This is a genomic window from Deinococcus grandis (genome assembly GCF_001485435.1).
Classification (GTDB): domain Bacteria; phylum Deinococcota; class Deinococci; order Deinococcales; family Deinococcaceae; genus Deinococcus; species Deinococcus grandis.
Window position 1 is genome coordinate 3,127,687 of record NZ_BCMS01000001.1, and the last position, 14,537, is coordinate 3,142,223.

At 71.2% G+C, this 14,537-nt stretch carries 13 protein-coding genes; 6 read left to right on the forward strand and 7 right to left on the reverse strand.

Translation table 11 applies throughout. From position 1 onward, the window contains the following. Positions 1-132 precede the first annotated feature (132 nt). From DEIGR_RS15005 to DEIGR_RS15015, 3 genes are all read left to right on the forward strand, one after another. Positions 133-1,866, forward strand: coding sequence for an N-acetylmuramoyl-L-alanine amidase family protein (locus DEIGR_RS15005; RefSeq protein ID WP_058978363.1), 1,734 nt, complete (start codon positions 133-135; stop codon positions 1,864-1,866). A gap of 96 nt (positions 1,867-1,962) precedes the next feature. Further along, positions 1,963-2,328, forward strand: coding sequence for an MGMT family protein (locus DEIGR_RS15010; RefSeq protein WP_058978364.1), 366 nt, complete (start codon positions 1,963-1,965; stop codon positions 2,326-2,328). 75 nt (positions 2,329-2,403) lie between these two features. Then, positions 2,404-3,078 (forward strand): c-type cytochrome, encoded by a 675-nt coding sequence (locus tag DEIGR_RS15015; RefSeq protein ID WP_058978365.1) that lies wholly within the window; start codon positions 2,404-2,406, stop codon positions 3,076-3,078. Here DEIGR_RS15015 and DEIGR_RS15020 read toward each other — a convergent pair. After that, complete coding sequence (locus DEIGR_RS15020; RefSeq protein ID WP_058978366.1) at positions 3,062-3,970, reverse strand: LysR family transcriptional regulator; 909 nt, start codon at positions 3,968-3,970, stop codon at positions 3,062-3,064. The genes DEIGR_RS15015 and DEIGR_RS15020 overlap by 17 nt on opposite strands. Before the next feature lie 71 nt (positions 3,971-4,041). On the opposite strand from DEIGR_RS15020, the gene DEIGR_RS15025 reads away from it, so the two are divergent. Next, entirely contained in the window at positions 4,042-4,812 is a 771-nt protein-coding gene (locus DEIGR_RS15025) for a class I SAM-dependent methyltransferase (protein ID WP_058978367.1), read from the forward strand. A gap of 67 nt (positions 4,813-4,879) precedes the next feature. Beyond that, the gene (locus DEIGR_RS15030; protein WP_058978368.1) at positions 4,880-6,694 is read left to right on the forward strand and encodes an ABC transporter ATP-binding protein; all 1,815 of its coding nucleotides are present in this window, start codon (positions 4,880-4,882) and stop codon (positions 6,692-6,694) included. Positions 6,695-6,707: 13 nt separating this feature from the next. Here DEIGR_RS15030 and DEIGR_RS15035 read toward each other — a convergent pair whose 3' ends face one another. From DEIGR_RS15035 to tnpC, 4 genes are all read right to left on the reverse strand, one after another. Continuing rightward, on the reverse strand, positions 6,708-7,079 hold the full coding sequence (locus DEIGR_RS15035) for a hypothetical protein (protein ID WP_153013771.1): 372 nt from the start codon (positions 7,077-7,079) through the stop codon (positions 6,708-6,710). A gap of 50 nt (positions 7,080-7,129) precedes the next feature. Next, on the reverse strand, positions 7,130-7,852 hold the full coding sequence (gene ubiE / locus DEIGR_RS15040; RefSeq protein WP_058978370.1) for a bifunctional demethylmenaquinone methyltransferase/2-methoxy-6-polyprenyl-1,4-benzoquinol methylase UbiE: 723 nt from the start codon (positions 7,850-7,852) through the stop codon (positions 7,130-7,132). Between the two features lie 61 nt (positions 7,853-7,913). Further along, positions 7,914-8,780 carry an aminoglycoside phosphotransferase family protein gene (locus DEIGR_RS15045; RefSeq protein WP_236704765.1) on the reverse strand — a complete coding sequence of 289 codons (867 nt, stop codon included), beginning with the start codon at positions 8,778-8,780 and terminating at the stop codon, positions 7,914-7,916. 283 nt (positions 8,781-9,063) lie between these two features. Further along, positions 9,064-10,458 (reverse strand): IS66 family transposase, encoded by a 1,395-nt coding sequence (gene tnpC, locus DEIGR_RS19805; RefSeq protein WP_083524083.1) that lies wholly within the window; start codon positions 10,456-10,458, stop codon positions 9,064-9,066. 73 nt (positions 10,459-10,531) lie between these two features. On the opposite strand from tnpC, the gene DEIGR_RS15055 reads away from it, so the two are divergent. After that, the gene (locus DEIGR_RS15055) at positions 10,532-10,987 is read left to right on the forward strand and encodes a GNAT family N-acetyltransferase (protein ID WP_153013772.1); all 456 of its coding nucleotides are present in this window, start codon (positions 10,532-10,534) and stop codon (positions 10,985-10,987) included. Here the strand turns inward: DEIGR_RS15055 and DEIGR_RS15060 are convergent. Beyond that, a complete protein-coding gene (locus DEIGR_RS15060) occupies positions 10,980-12,032 on the reverse strand; it encodes a DNA topoisomerase IB (RefSeq protein ID WP_058978373.1) in 1,053 nt (350 codons plus the stop codon). The genes DEIGR_RS15055 and DEIGR_RS15060 overlap by 8 nt on opposite strands. Positions 12,033-12,186: 154 nt before the next feature. Continuing rightward, positions 12,187-14,463 carry a uracil-DNA glycosylase gene (gene ung, locus DEIGR_RS15065; protein ID WP_058978374.1) on the reverse strand — a complete coding sequence of 759 codons (2,277 nt, stop codon included), beginning with the start codon at positions 14,461-14,463 and terminating at the stop codon, positions 12,187-12,189. Positions 14,464-14,537: the final 74 nt, after the last annotated feature.

A 14,537-nucleotide genomic window follows, 5' to 3' on the forward strand; every position in this document is an offset into this window, starting at 1 on the left:
AGAGGGGTTCATCCGCACCGGCTCATGAGAATCAGGCCCAGAAAATCCCGTCACGATCACACTTTTGGCTGACGACACCCCCATGAGGGCCCACCCGGAGTTCTCACCGCCGTCCCGTACAGTAAAAGGCACATGAAGCGAACAGCCATCCTGCTCTCATCTGGCCTGCTGTTCACGGTCGCGACCGGCAGCCTCGCCCAGGGCGCGACCCCCTTCACCCCCGGCGCACCCGGCATCAACGTGCCCAGCCTCGCGCCCATCACGACCCCCGGCGCCGTCACGCCCGACAGCGCCGCCACCTTCGGCAACCCCCGCGTGAGCAGCCAGGGCAGCGTCACCCGCGTCGTGTTCGACCTCCCGGCCGGCGTCACGTACGCCCTGACCCCCACCTTCGGCGGGCTGCGCCTCGACGTGCAGGGCGCGCGCGTGCAGCCCGCCATCAGCGCGAAACTGGGCGCCAGCGTCAGCGAGTACCGCGCCGGGGCCGGGCAGGCCACCCTGATCACCCCCTACCCCCTGGCCCCCAGCGACGGCTGGCGCGCCAGCGAGGCCACCCTCGCCACCGGCAAGCGCGTCCTGATCCTGGAACTCGGGCCGGGCGTCAGCGGCGGCGCCGGCACCAGCGTGCGCGGCCAGGTTCTCACCACCGCGCCCACCAGCGCCGCCGCGCAGACCGTCCTGAACGGCCCGCTGCCCGGCAGTCTCCCGCCCGGCGATCAGGTCAGCGGCAGCGTGAACGTGCCCCTGCCCGCCCCCACCCTGGACGGCAGCAATCCCGCGCAGCCCAGCGCCCTGCAGGGCAGCGTGCCCGGCCCCGCCCGCCCCGCCGCCCTGGGCGCGCCACGCATCGGCAAGAGCCCGGGGCAGACCCGCGTGGTGCTCGACCTGCCCCCGGGCAGCGCCTACCGCATCGCGACCGGCGCGGTCGGCCTGACCATCACCCTGACCGGCGTGAGCGCCGCCCCCCAGCAGGCCACAGGGGTCAGCCCCGAACTGCGCGGCTGGACCTATGCACCCACCGCTCAGGGCGCCGCCATCACCCTGAGCACCGCCGGGCGCACCACCGACCGCAGCGGCTGGCGCGCACAGCTCCTGCCGCCCGCCAGCGGCGACCTGTCCCGGCTGGTCCTGGACCTGTCGCCCGCCCTGGCCGACCGCACCCCCCTGACCGCCAGCCAGCGCGCCGTGCAGGCCGTCGCCCCGCAGTTCGCCGCGCGCCCCACCGCGCTGCTTGCCCTGAGCACCAGCCTCGTGAAACCCCGCGTGGTGATCGACCCCGGTCACGGCGGCAAGGACCCCGGCGCGGTCGGCACGGTCGTGGAAAAACAGGTCACGCTGGACGTCGCGCTGCGCGTCCGCGACCTGCTGAGCGCCGCGGGCGTGGACGTCGTCCTGACCCGCGACAGCGACCGTGAACTGCACCCCGTGAAGAACACGGACCTGCAGATGCGCGCCGCGATGGGCACCCCCGGCACCGCACTGTTCGTCAGCATCCACGTGAACGCCCTGGACGCCTCCGCCGCCCTGCGCGGCTACGGCATCGAGACGTGGTGGAACCCCAACCACGCGCGCAGCAGCGCCCTGGCCGCACTGCTCCAGACGCAGATGGTGCAGCAGACCGGTGCGTTCGACAAGGGCCTGAAGAACACCCAGTCCCTGAGCGTGCTGCGCAACAGCCGCGTCCCCGCCGCCCTGGTCGAGATCGGCTTCGCCAGTCACCCCGTGGACGGGCAGAACCTGCAGGACAGCAACTACCTGGACCGCGTGGCGCTGGGCATCGCGCAGGGCATCCGCGAGGCGCTCGTCAGTGGCGTGACCGCCGACGGCGCGTCGGCCGAGGCCACGCCCACCGCCGCGAAACGCTGACCCGCCGTCACACCGCCGCGAAACGCTGACCCGCCGCCTCTCTACCGTGAAGCGCCGACCTGACCGCAGCCCTCGCCTGCCTGCCAGAATGCGCGCATGACCAGTCCCGGCACCACCGACCCGACCCCCGGCTTCCGCGAGCGCGTCCTGGCCCTGGTGGCCCGCATTCCCGAGGGCCGCGTCATGACCTACGGGCAGCTGGCCTTACTCGCCGGGAATCCCGGCGCGGCGCGGCAGGCGGGCTTCGTGCTGAACTCGCTGGTCGGCGGATCAGATCTGCCGTGGCAGCGGGTCATCAACGCGCAGGGCCGCGTCAGCACCCACAAGGTCGGCTTCGGGGACATGCAGGAACGCCTGCTGATGGCCGAGGGCGTGGAATTCAGGGACGGCCGCTGCGACCTCGCCACGCGGCAGTGGTGGCCGGACGAGGACCGCGCCGCACCGCCGGCACCGCTGCTGTGACACTCAGCACTGCATGAAGGATCGCTCATGAGACGGGGGGCAGCTGTCCGCCTGACCGGGCGGTATGCTCCGCGCATGAACGCACCACACTCCACCCCGGCCCGCCGTGACGAGCAGCGTCCCACCCCGCAGCAGGGCCAGACTCCCGCCGCCCGGCGGGACCAGTGGGTGCGGGGCAGCGCAGCCTCCTGGGGGCTGGGCGTGACGCTGGGCCTGATCCTGGGCGTGGGCCTGCTGATCGCCACGCCGCAGCTGATGGGCAAACCGGCCGAGGCCACCCCCGCGAGCACCGCGCCCGCCAACGCCAACGAGAACGGCCCCGCCGACGCGGGCAAGAGCGAAGCGGGCGCCAGCGAGAGCGCAGCGGGCGAGGCGGCCTCGGGGGACGCGGCCTCTGGAGACATGGCGGCCGGTGAGGGCGCCAGCAGCGCCGCGGGTGAGGCGGCCACTGGCGGCGCCGCGGACACGGCGGGCGACACCGGGGCCGCCGGGGACGCCCAGGCCGGACAGACCGTGTACGTGGGCAACTGCGCGGGCTGCCACGGTGCGAACGGCCAGGGTCAGATCGGGCCCAGCCTCGTGACCGCCGACGGTCCCAAGAGCTGGACGCTGGCGCAGTTCACCACCACCCTGCGGGAAGGCAAGACCCCCGACCGCGAACTGTCCGCGACCATGCCCCGCTTCGGCGAGGCGCAGATCAGCGACGCGCAGGTCGCGGACCTGCAAGCGTACATCAAGACCCTGAACTGACCCCCAGGCATGCCGCCCGGTGCCGCAGCGCCCCCACCAGGGCCAGCAGTTCCGGGCGGCGCTCATCTGCCGCGCGGCTCAGCAGGGCCCAGCGGGTGCCCCCCGCACCACCCGCGCCGGGCAGTTCGAGTTCGGTCACCTGACCGCTGCGCTGGGCGTCCAGCGCCGCCCAGCGGGGCACCAGACTGGCACCCGCCCCCAGACCCACCGCCTGCACCACCGCCGCCAGATCCGGCACGGTCAGCGCCGCCCGCGCCGCGAAGCGCACGCCGAGCGTCCCGGCGAACCAGCGGCGGGTGGTGGGCCGCTCGACGCTGTAACTCACCCACGGCCGGGCGTTCAGCCAAGCGCCCAGCGCCGCGGGTTCCAGCGGCGCGGCCTCCCAGCCGACCGGGACGATCAACGTGAACGGCACGTCCGCGACCGGCGCGGCACTCAGGGCCCGCCCGTCCGGCACGCGGGACGCGAGAACGGCGTCCAGGCTGCCCTCGCGCAGGCCGGTCAGCAGCGCCGCGTCCGGCGCGACGCTCAGATGCAATCCCGCAGCCGCCCCGGCCCCGCCGCACAGGGCCGGGAGCAGCGCGCGCAGCGCATCCACCGGGCCGCCCACCCGCAGGGGCAGCGCGCCCGGCACGTACCCGCGCAGGGTGCGGTCAGCGGCGTGCAGCTGATCCACCCCGGCTTCCACCTGCGCGTACAGCAGCTGACCGCGCTCGGTGGGCTGCATGCCGCGCGGCGTGCGCCGGAACAGCGGTTCGCCCACGCGCGCTTCCAGCGCCGCGATCTGCGCGCTCACGGCGGGCTGCGTCAGGTGCCGGTCGCGGGCGGCGCCACTGACGCTGCCCGCGCGGTACACCGCGACGAACAACCGGAACAGCTCCAGCGAGGCCATCACGAACCGTTATACCCCTCCCCTGTGCCCGTGATTGGCGCGCCGGGGGGCAAGGGGCGCACCATGCGGGCATGACCGACCGCAGCGCCGCGCAGTTCAACGCTCACGCCGACCGCTACGCCACCAGCGAGTTCCACCGCGCCGGGCCCAGCCTGCCGGTTCTGCTGCGCCTGGCCGCCCCCACCCCCGGTGACCACGCGCTGGACGTGGCGACCGGCACCGGGAACACCGCGCTGGCTCTGGCGCCGTTCGTGCAGGACGTGACCGGCGTGGACGTGGCGGACGCCATGCTGGCCCACGCCCGCGAGCGGGCCACGCGCGAACGGCTGAACAACGCCACCTTCCGCTCCGGGGACGCCGAGGCCCTGCCCTTCCCCGACGGCACCTTCACGCTCGTCACATCCCGGCACGCCCCCCACCACTTCGTGCACCTGGATCACTTCCTGGCCGAAGCGTGGCGGGTACTGCGGCCCGGCGGGCGGCTGGTGATCGCCGATCAGGTCAGCCCCAGCCCAGAGGTGCAGGCCTGGACCGACACCTATCAGCGCCTGCGGGATCCCAGTCACCACGCGCAGCGCCCCGTGCAGGCGTGGCAGGCCCTGAGTGCCCAGGCGGGCTTCACCTGGGCCGCGCACAAAATCGTGCCGTATGAACTGCCGTTCGACTGGTGGACCGCGCAGAGCGGCTGCACGCCCGACACGGTCGCGGCGCTGCGCGCCCACGCCGCCACCCTGGATGCCGCGCAGCAGGAGGCCGCGGGGTTGATCCTGGACGAACACGGCAAGCTGAATGCGCACCGTGAACCCATGCTGGTCGTCCGCCTGGAGAAACCTGGGCGCTGAGCCCGGGCCCGTCAAGCGCACCTGCGGCCCACGCCCCGGGTGCGTTCCCGTAGGCTGCGGGCCTCCCATGACCCAGCCCTCGCTGCCTGCCCGTGACCTGTGGCGCACCCTGCGCCTGACCCTGCCGGACCTGTGGCGCGCCCAGCCGCTCGTCACGGCGGGCCTGTTCCTGAGTGGTGCGGCGCAGGGCGCGCTGCCCGCCGTGACCATCCTGATCGGGAAGTGGACGGTGGACGGCGTGAGCGGGCTGCTGGCCGGGCAGAGCGTGAACCTCCCGGCGCTGGCGGGCGCGTGGGCGGGCGCAGCGCTGCTGTCGCAGGTCACGGCGACCGTCACGCAGGTCATGCAGGGCGTCGCCGCCGATCACTACACCCTGCACGTGAACCAGCGCCTGATACGCCGCATGACCGAATTGCAGGGCCTGGACGTGCTGGAAGACCCACAGTTCCACGACGACATCGAGGTGCTGCAAGGCGGTGCCAGTCACCGGCCGCTGAACCTGCTGTCCACGCTGGTGTACGCCCTGCGGAACGTCGTGGCGGCGATCAGCGTGGCGGCCACGCTGCTGCTGGTCGGGTGGTGGGTGCCGCTGGTGGTCGTGGCGGGCCTGCTGCCGCTGCTGTCCCGGCAGATGCAGTTCTACCGACTGGGCTGGAGCCTGTTCATCCAGAACACCCCCGAGGCGCGCGAGGTGAACTACCTGTCCCGCGTGGCGCTGCGGCACGAGTACGCCAAGGAGGTCCGCCTGTACGGCCTCGCCCCGCACCTGCAACGCGAGGCGCTGACCCGCACCCGCGCGTACCAGAACACCCTGCGCGCCCAGCGCACGCGCGGCCTGCTGGCGCTACTGCCCTTCGAGGCGCTGTCCCTGCTGGTGACCGGGGGTCTGTTCGCGTTCGTGGTCGCGCAGGCGCAGGCCGGGCGGGTCGGGGCGGGCAGCGTGGCGCTGGTCGTCACGGCCCTGGCCGCCCTGCGGCAGGAACTGAGCGGCCTGGCCGAGATGGGCAGCATCGGCACGCAGCACCTGAGCTGGTTCGCCAAGCTGGACGCGTTCCTGAACGCCCCCGGCGGCGTGCAGAGCCCCGCCCGGCCCCAGCCCATGCCCGCCGGCGGCACGATCACCCTGGAGCACGTGAGCTTCGCGTACCGCGACCAGCCGCCCGCGCTGCGGGACGTGACCCTGACCATCCCCGCCGGGCAGACCGTCGCCATCGTCGGTGAGAACGGCGCGGGCAAGAGCACCCTGATCAAGCTGCTCCTGCGCTACTACGACCCCACCGCCGGGCGCATCCTGATCGGCACGGGCGCCGCGCAGACCGACCTGCGCGACCTCGACCTGAACGACTGGCGGGCGGGCGTCGCCGCCGTCTTTCAGGACTTCGCCCGCTTCGAATGGACGCTGCGCGAGAACATCCTCCTGGGGCAGCCGCAGGACGACGCGCGCCTGAACGCCGCCGTGCAGGGCAGCGGCCTGAACACCGTCCTGACGGACACCCGCACGCTCGACACCCGCCTGGGGCAGGCGTTCGGCGGCGCGGACCTCTCCGGCGGCCAGTGGCAGAAACTCGCCACCGCCCGCGCCCTGTACCGGGATGCCCGCGTGCTGATCCTCGACGAACCCACCGCCGCCCTCGACCCCCGCAGCGAGGCCGAAGTGTTCGGCACCTTCGCTGGCCTGGCGCGCGGCCGCACCACGCTGCTCGTCACGCACCGCCTCGGCAGCGTCCTGATGGCCGACCGGGTCCTCGTCATGAAAGCCGGGCAGATCATAGAGGACGGCACCCACGCCGCCCTCCTCGCGCGCGGCGGCGAGTACACCGACCTGTGGGCCCTCCAGGCCCGCCAGTACGAGGACCAGCCCGGCGAGCCTGTCCTGGCCTGACGGTCAGTGGAGGTCAGCGCCAGCGCAGGCTCACGTCCGCGCCCACCTGCACGTCCGGCAGTGGGGAGGCGGGCCTGCAGGTGAACCGCACCTCGTCCGGTGTGAGGGTCGTCGTGACCTTCCCGAACATCAGCCGCGAACCCGACATCAGCACCCGAAGTGGGCCTGGACTGGTCGTGCTGGCCCCTGCCCGGCGCAGGGTCAGGGTCGCGCCCCGGCAGGACAGCACCCCGACCTCACCCCCGGAGGGCCAGTAAACCCGCAGGCCCTCCGGGACGCGCTCCACGCCCACCACGAACGGGGTGGCCTGAGCCTGCGCCCCGCCACCCCACAGGCCCACCAACAGGCCCACCAACAGGGCCGCCACCCGCATCCGTCCTCGCATAGGTCCATGCTGCCCGCCGCACATGCGCGAGTCGAGCAGATGTATCCGGCTTACGGCAGCTTGTCCCCGACGTGAATGGCGGCGATGCCGAAGGTCAGCAGGCGGTAGCGGGTGCGGAAGCCCGTGGCGCGCATGAGCTGCGCCAGCCGCTCCGGCTCGGGAAAGGCCAGCACGCTCTCGGGCAGGTACGTGTACGCCGAAGCGTTCCCGCTGATCAGCCCGCCGATGCGCGGCAGCACATGCTGGAAGTACACGCGGAACAGGCTCCCCAGCAGGCCCGGGCGTGGCGGGGGGAACTCCAGGATCACGGCCCGCCCGCCCGGCGCGAGCACCCGCCAGAATTCCGCGAGGCCCCGCGCGTAATCCGCGAAGTTCCGGAACCCGAACGCACACGTGATCGAATCGAAACTCCCGTCCGGGTACGGCAGGTTCAGCGCGTCCCCTTCCTCCAGGCGGATGTCGATGTGCCGCGCGGCGGCCTTCTCGCGGCCGATGGCGAGCATCTGCGGCACGAAGTCACTGCCGATCACCTGGGCCTCCGGGGCGCGGGTCTTGAGTTCCAGCGCGAAATCCGCCGTGCCCGTCGCCACGTCCAGCACCCGCGCGGGCTTGAGCGCCAGCGCCTCGTGCGCCGCCGCCCGGCGCCAGCCCCGGTCCACCCCGAGGCTCAGCACGCGGTTGAGAAGGTCGTAACGGGGCGCGATGCTGGCGAACATCGCCTGCACGTCACTGCCCTTGTCCTGCTTGTCCCCCACGGCGGGCCGCTTCGTCATGAGCCGCATCATAGGGCGCGCGGCCCGGGACGCACCGGAAGCAGGCGCGCAGTCCCGCGCCTCAGCCCGGCAGCAGGGCGCGCAGGGTGTCCCGGCACACCCCGGCCAGCCCCGGGTTGCTGTCCCGGTAGTACGGCAGCGCGATCACGGACACGCTCAGCGCCCAGCCCCGCCCGCGCGCCCAGGCGGCGTCCTCCACGCCCAGCGCCTCCCGGAAGGCCGCGCGGCCCACCGGACCGAGCAGGTTCCAGGCGGGCTGGAGGTCCACCGCCGGGTCGCCCAGGGTCAGGCCGCCCCAGTCGATCACGGCACTCAGCCGCCCGCCGCCGGACAGGAGGTTGCCGGGCTTCAGGTCCGCGTGCAGCCATGCGGGCGGCCCCGCGTGCGGCGCGGCGTTCAGGGCGTCCTCCCACACCGCCAGCGCCGCCCCCTCGTTCAGGAACCCTAGCTCCGCGCACACGCGAATGGCGGCCCGGGTCGCCGCGTCCCGCTCCGCCAGCGGCACGCCACGCGACCCCACCGGCCCCTGCCCGGGCGGGAGCGGCGTCGTCTGTAGCGCCCGGACGAAGGCCGCCAGATCCCGCGCCAGTTCCGCCTCGTCCCGCACGGTACCCACCGCCGCGTCCACGCCCGGCAGCCAGCCGTACACGCCCCACCCGAACGGGTACCCGGCGCCCGGAACGCCCGTGAACAGCACCTCCGGCACGCGCAGGGGCAGGCCCGGCGCGAGCAGCGGCAACCAGCGGGCCTCCTTCGCCACGTCTGTCGCCGCCCAGCCGATCCAGGGCAGGCGGGCCACCAGCCCGTCCCCCAGCCGCACCATCGCGTTGTCCGTCCCGGAGTGCCGCAGCAGGGTCGCGGGCAGCCCTGCCCACTGCGGGCACTGCCCGGCCAGCAGGCGCGTCACGAGCGCGGCGTCAACCCGCACCTCCGAATCATGCATAGGTGGGGGCGCGTCCGTCATCCCCGCCACCGTACCCGCCCGGGCCCGGCCCCGCATGCGCTGAAACGCGTATCGCCCGCCCCGCCGCGCCCACCTACACTGCCCTCATGCTGCACCTCATACGGATTCCGTTTGTTTCGCTGACAATCCGGGACTTCACCGGATTGCCAGCTCCACGTCCGGAACCCGCTTTGCTCCTTCTCGCATCCGCTCGGGTTGAAAGTTTCTGCAAACCTTTCAACCGGAGTAACTGCTCAGCAGGGCAAGCTCAGGGGTTGAAGTTAGGCATGAGCACGTCACCCGTGAACACGCTGACCAAGCCCTCCCAGACGCTGAGACCTTGCTTCTGCAACGTGGACATGTAACTCCTGATCCGAGCGAAATTGCACCCACCCTCCTCGGACCGGAATCCTCCAGATACCTTGCGTTTCACGCACCATGCCCGCACGTCCCGCTCCGCCTGATTGTTATCAAACGGCACTCGGCAGTCATGTAGGAACAGCAGCACCGCTGCGCGGTGCTGCTGGCACCGCAACGCCAGATTCCGCCCATGTGACTGCTTCGTCGGACCGCGTCGCCCTGGAACGGGCGGCGCGGCTGGGTTGGCCAGCAAGCCCTCCTCAAGCAGTTCATCAAATCGCCGTTCAAACGCCGTGCGGGCCTCTGGGCTCAGCGTCCCGGCGTTCAGGTCGTGATACACCGTCCTCAGCGATTCCCGAAGTGCGCCAGCCCACACCTGCCCATGGTGTTCGGCCAATCCCCGCAGCTCCCGCAACAGATGAGCTCCGCACAGGGCATGCTGTGCCGGAAGTTTGAAGTACGAGCTCCAGGCGTCGTGGACCAGGATGCCGGTGTACTTCGGCAGGACCTTCATGTGCTCCAGTGCCGCGAGGCCGCGCCGGGCATGCTGGCCGTAGAACGTGAGCTGCGCGCAGCTCACGACATGCATCCAGTGCAGCTTCCCGTTCACCGGGCTGCCGGTCTCATCTGCATGCAGCACCGGTTGATGTGTCAGGGCTGTCCTGAGTCGCCCTTCAAAGTCCTGCAGTCGCTCCGCTGCCAGATTCAGGTTCAGCGCGATGGTGCCATCACTCGGGCGTGCTCCGCAGATTGCGTGCAGGATTTCACTGGTGCGTTCGAGGGGCACGAAGTGCGCCACGTTCAGATACACCGTCAAGGCGTGGACCCGTGGACCGTATTGCACCTGAGCCGTGACGTGCGTGGGGAAGGGTGCTCGCTGCCGGGAACGACATCCAGGGCAGATCTTGACGTCGGCGCGGTATTCGGTGACCTGAAGGTGGAGGTCGGGGAGGTCATGAACCTGTCGAGCGACCTGGGTGTCGACTGGAACGTCATCCCAGTCCTGCCCGCAGGTGCAGTGTCCCGTCAACGGGAGATCGACGATGACGTCGGGATGCGCGGACATCTTGAGGGTCTTGCCGGGGTGATCGGGTTGAGCGCCAGAAGACCGGCCGGTCTTCTGGCGCTCACTCTTGGGCTGCCAGGGCTTGTCCTGACTGGGAGGCTGACTGGATGTGGTGCTGTTTCGGGCCAGTTGAGCTTTGATGGTGCGAAGTTCAGCCAGCACCTCAGCGAGCTGGGCTTCGAGTTCACGGACGCGTGCCTCGAGTCGTTTGCAGTTTGGGCAGGGGACCTCGCTGATGGTCCACCTTACCCAATCGACTCCGGAAAATCACCCTGCTGAGCAGTTACCAACCGGAGTCCGTATCAGACCGATGGACGCCGGCGCCTTCACCCGCTTCCTGGCCCGCGCCGTTCCCGAGTACGCCGCCGAGAAGGTCAGGAGCGGCCAGTGGAGCCCCGAGGAAGCCCAGGCGCGCAGCGAACGCGAATTCGGGGCCCTCCTCCCCCAGGGGCCGGACACGCCGGACAACGTCCTGTACACCCTGCACGACCCGCACGAGGACGCGGACGTCGGCGTGCTCTGGTACGCCCTCCAGCGCACCGCCCACGCCACCACCGCCTTCATTTACGAGGTCGAGGTCTTCGAAGCCTACCGGCGGCGCGGGTACGCCACGCAGGCCTTCACCCTCCTCGAAGCCGACGCCGCCGCGCGCGGCGCCACCCGCATCGGCCTGCACGTCTTCGGGCACAACACCGCCGCGCGCGCCCTGTACGAGAAACTCGGATACCACGCCACCAACATCAACATGCGCAAGGAGCTCAGCTGAGAGTCCCCTGCGCCGCTTTTTTCCGCCGGGGCCTGAGTGTCTTCTCGCTTTCCAGCAGGCGTTTCAGGGCGGCTTCGCTGCGGGTCAGGCCGTCGAGGTCGCTCTCGCCCTTTGTGGCGCGGGGTTCGTAGTCGTCGAGGATCTTGCCTTCGAGGTAGCGGTCGAAGATGACGGGGCAGATGTAGGAGCTGCGGGTGACGGCGGGGGTGTTCCCGAGGTCGGCGGCGACGTATTTGACGCAGTCGACGAGGGTCTGCCGGGCCTGTTTCTCGGTGTCGGCGACGCCCGCTTCGGCGAGGTATTCGGCGGCGAGGAGGGTGCCGCCCCAGGTGCGGAAGTCCTTGGCGGTGAACGGGCCGATGACTTCCTTCAGGTACGCGTTGAGTTCGCCGCTGCGGACGCGCCTACGGTTGCCTCCTTCGTCCACGGTCTGGAACAGCCAGGGGCCGGGGAGGTCGAGCAGGCGGCCGATGTTCGTGGCGAGGGTGCGGTCGGTGGTGGCCTTGTGCTGGGTGATGCCGTGCTTGCCCTTGAAGTGGAAGGTGACGGTGTTCCCCTCGACGTTCACGTGCCGCTGGCGCAGGGTGCTGAGGCCGTAGGTCTTGTGCTGGTGGGCATAGATGTCACTGCCGACGCGGAAACGGGCGACGTGCAGCAGGCGGGTCATGAGGGCGGCGACCTTGCGGGGGGGGAGGCCCTGGGCGCGCAGGTCGGCCCCGGTGATGGCCTTGAGCTGCCCGAGGGCTCCGGCGAAGCGGGTGAGACGCTGCCATTTCTTCAGCGCGCCCGCCTGCACGAAGTCCGGGTGGTAGCGGTACTGGAGGCGTCCGGCGGCGTCGCGGCCGAAGGCCTGAAGTTCGGCGTCCGCGTCGGGACTGACGTACACGTCCACGTAGGCGGGCGGCACGGCGAGTTTCGCGATGCGTTCGATGCCGGTCTTGTCTCTGTACGGGGTGCCGTCGGGCCAGAAGTATTTGAACTTCTTGGGGTCGCTGCCTTCGCGGCGCAGGTACTCCCCGGCGAGGATCTGGGTGCGGGAGGTCATATCGCCTCCGGTTGCATGGTTTGCCAGAACCGTGCAACCCGAGCGGATGCGACTCGTAGAGCTGCCCAGCAGAGCGGGAGCAGAGCGGGTTCCGGGCGTGGAGTGGGCCACCCGGTGCTGTTCCGGGTGGATCGCGAAACAGACGGAATCCGCTTCATTCCTGGGCCTGCATGGGGAGTTGCCAGTCGATGGGCGTGAGGCCCGCCTCTTCCAGCGCGGCGTTCACCTGGCTGAAGGGGCGACTGCCGAAGAATTTCGCCTCGCTCAGGGGGCTGGGGTGCGCGGATTCGATGATGACGTGCTGGGGCGCGGTGATGAGTTTCTTCTTCTTGCGGGCGTACGCGCCCCACAGGACGAACACGACCCGCCCGGGTTTGTCGTTCACGGCGCGGATGACGGCGTCCGTGAAGTGCTCCCAGCCCCTGTTCGCGTGGCTGTTCGCCTGCCCCTCGCGGACGGTCAGGACGGCGTTCAGCAGCAGGATGCCCTGCTCGGCCCAGCTCCGCAGGTACCCGTGGCGGGGGGCGGTGAAGCCGGGCAGGTCGGCGGTCAGTTCCTTGTAGATGTTGCGCAGGCTGGGGGGGATGGGCACGCCGGGGCGGACGCTGAAGCTCAGGCCGTGCGCCTGACCGGGGCGGTGGTACGGGTCCTGGCCCAGGATCAGGACCTTCACGTCGTCCAGCGGCGTGAAGCGCAGCGCGTTGAACACGTCCGGCGTGGGGGGGAACACGTTCCCGGCGCGGCGTTCCTGAATCAGGAAGTCCTTCAGCTCGTGGAAGTACGGGGCGCTGAACTCGCCGTGCAGGGCCTGCTGCCAGTCGTCGGGCAGCCCGGCGGGCACGATGGCCTTCGGGGCCGCTGGGGCGAGGCCGAACAGATCGGGTTGGTCGCTCATGATGGTCCTTTTTACGGCAGCGGGCCGCCGGGAGGGTGGGGGGTTGTCGGGCAGACCCTGAGCTTTCCTTTCGGCACGCAGGTCCGCCTTCTTGCGGCTGCCGTGCTTCACGTAGATGCGGCGGGCCTCGGCCTCGAACGCGGGGCTGGCGCGGGCGGAACTGATGCGGGCGCGGGCGCGGCGTCCGGCCTCCTGCTCATTCACGATGGGCGGCGGGTAGCTCAGGCGTCCGGCACCGCTCCACTCCCAGGGCGCGTGGATGAAGTCGGTCGGCACGTCCGCGAGTTCCGGCAGCCAGCGGCGGATGAAGATCCCGTCCGGGTCCTGTTCGCGCGCCTGCCGGGTCGGGGAGTAGATGCGGACGCGGTTGATGCCGACCGTGCTGCTCTGCATCTGCATCTGCGACCAGTGGATGCCGGGTTCATTGTCCAGCCACTCGCGCGCCAGGAACAGCCCGGGCTGGCGCCAGTGCAGCCACAGGTGCTGCGTGGCGAAACTGACGAGCAGAGCGCGCATGCGGAAGTTCAGCCAGCCGGTTTCCCGCAGCATCCGCATGCAGGCGTCGATCAGGGGGTAGCCGGTCTGCCCGTGCTGCCAGCGGTCGAAGAAGTCCGGGGTCCATTCGTGTTCGCGCAGGCCGTCCAGGGCGCGGTTCAGGGTGCGGAACTCCATGTCCGGCTGGCTTTCCAGGCGCTGCAGAAAATGGCAGTGCCAGTGCAGCCGTGACTCGTACGAGCGCAGGGAGCGCACCCAGCGCGGGTCGGCGTCGGGGTCGCCCTTGACGGTCGCGAGGCGCTGCCGGGTCGCCTGAAGTACCTCCCGCAGCGAGATCGTCCCGAACGCCAGTGGCGCACTCAGGCGCGAGCAGCTGCTCTCGGCGCTCAGGGGGCTGCTCATCTCGCGCATGTAGTTCACGCCGCGCACGGTCAGGAACGAGTCGAGGGTGTCCAGCGCGGCGGCGCGGCCCCCCGGCGGAATGGTCTTCCCGCTGGCGGGCACGCCCAGTTCGGCGTGGGTGCGCAGGCCGCCGGGGTCGGCGTCCACGCCGCTCAGCTGCGCGGGGGCCGCCACCTGCGGGGCGCCCAGCCGCTCCTCCCAGGTGGCGGCCCAGCCGTCGCGGTTCCTCATGCGGCGGATCACGCCGTTCTGCGGCAGTTCCGTCATGGGCAGCCCGCGCGCCCGCGCCCAGGCCCGCACCCGGCGGTCCCGCTGGAAGCTCACGCCGTTGCCGGTCTCCTCGTGCGCCCACACGCCGGTCACGCCGTGCGCCTCGCGCAACTCGTCGAGCACCGCCACCGCCTCGCCCACCCGCACGACCAGCGGGGTGCCCAGCGCGCGCAGGGCGGCGTCCAGTTCACGCAGGGAGTCGTTCAGGTACGTCAGGTGGTGCCCGGCGAACTCCTCGTGGGTCAGCTGTTCGGGCTCGTAGATGAACACCGGCAGGACCGGCCCACGCTCCGCGGCCCGCGCGAGGGGCACGTGGTCGTGCACGCGCAGATCCTTCTTGAACCACACGAGTTGGGTGCCGCCGAGCATAGGGGTCACTCTCCACCACCCGGCCGGGCGGGACGGTACGCCCGCGCCCCGTCTTCAGCGCGCCTCAAGGACAC

Coding starts and splice junctions, on each gene's coding strand:
- DEIGR_RS15005 (WP_058978363.1), top strand. CDS start 133: ATGAAGCGAACAGCCATCCTGCTCTCATCTGGCCTGCTGTTCACGGTC.
- DEIGR_RS15010 (WP_058978364.1), top strand. CDS start 1,963: ATGACCAGTCCCGGCACCACCGACCCGACCCCCGGCTTCCGCGAGCGC.
- DEIGR_RS15015 (WP_058978365.1), top strand. CDS start 2,404: ATGAACGCACCACACTCCACCCCGGCCCGCCGTGACGAGCAGCGTCCC.
- DEIGR_RS15020 (WP_058978366.1), bottom strand. CDS start 3,970: ATGGCCTCGCTGGAGCTGTTCCGGTTGTTCGTCGCGGTGTACCGCGCG.
- DEIGR_RS15025 (WP_058978367.1), top strand. CDS start 4,042: ATGACCGACCGCAGCGCCGCGCAGTTCAACGCTCACGCCGACCGCTAC.
- DEIGR_RS15030 (WP_058978368.1), top strand. CDS start 4,880: ATGACCCAGCCCTCGCTGCCTGCCCGTGACCTGTGGCGCACCCTGCGC.
- DEIGR_RS15035 (WP_153013771.1), bottom strand. CDS start 7,079: ATGCGAGGACGGATGCGGGTGGCGGCCCTGTTGGTGGGCCTGTTGGTG.
- ubiE (WP_058978370.1), bottom strand. CDS start 7,852: ATGACGAAGCGGCCCGCCGTGGGGGACAAGCAGGACAAGGGCAGTGAC.
- DEIGR_RS15055 (WP_153013772.1), top strand. CDS start 10,532: ATGGACGCCGGCGCCTTCACCCGCTTCCTGGCCCGCGCCGTTCCCGAG.
- DEIGR_RS15060 (WP_058978373.1), bottom strand. CDS start 12,032: ATGACCTCCCGCACCCAGATCCTCGCCGGGGAGTACCTGCGCCGCGAA.
- ung (WP_058978374.1), bottom strand. CDS start 14,463: ATGCTCGGCGGCACCCAACTCGTGTGGTTCAAGAAGGATCTGCGCGTG.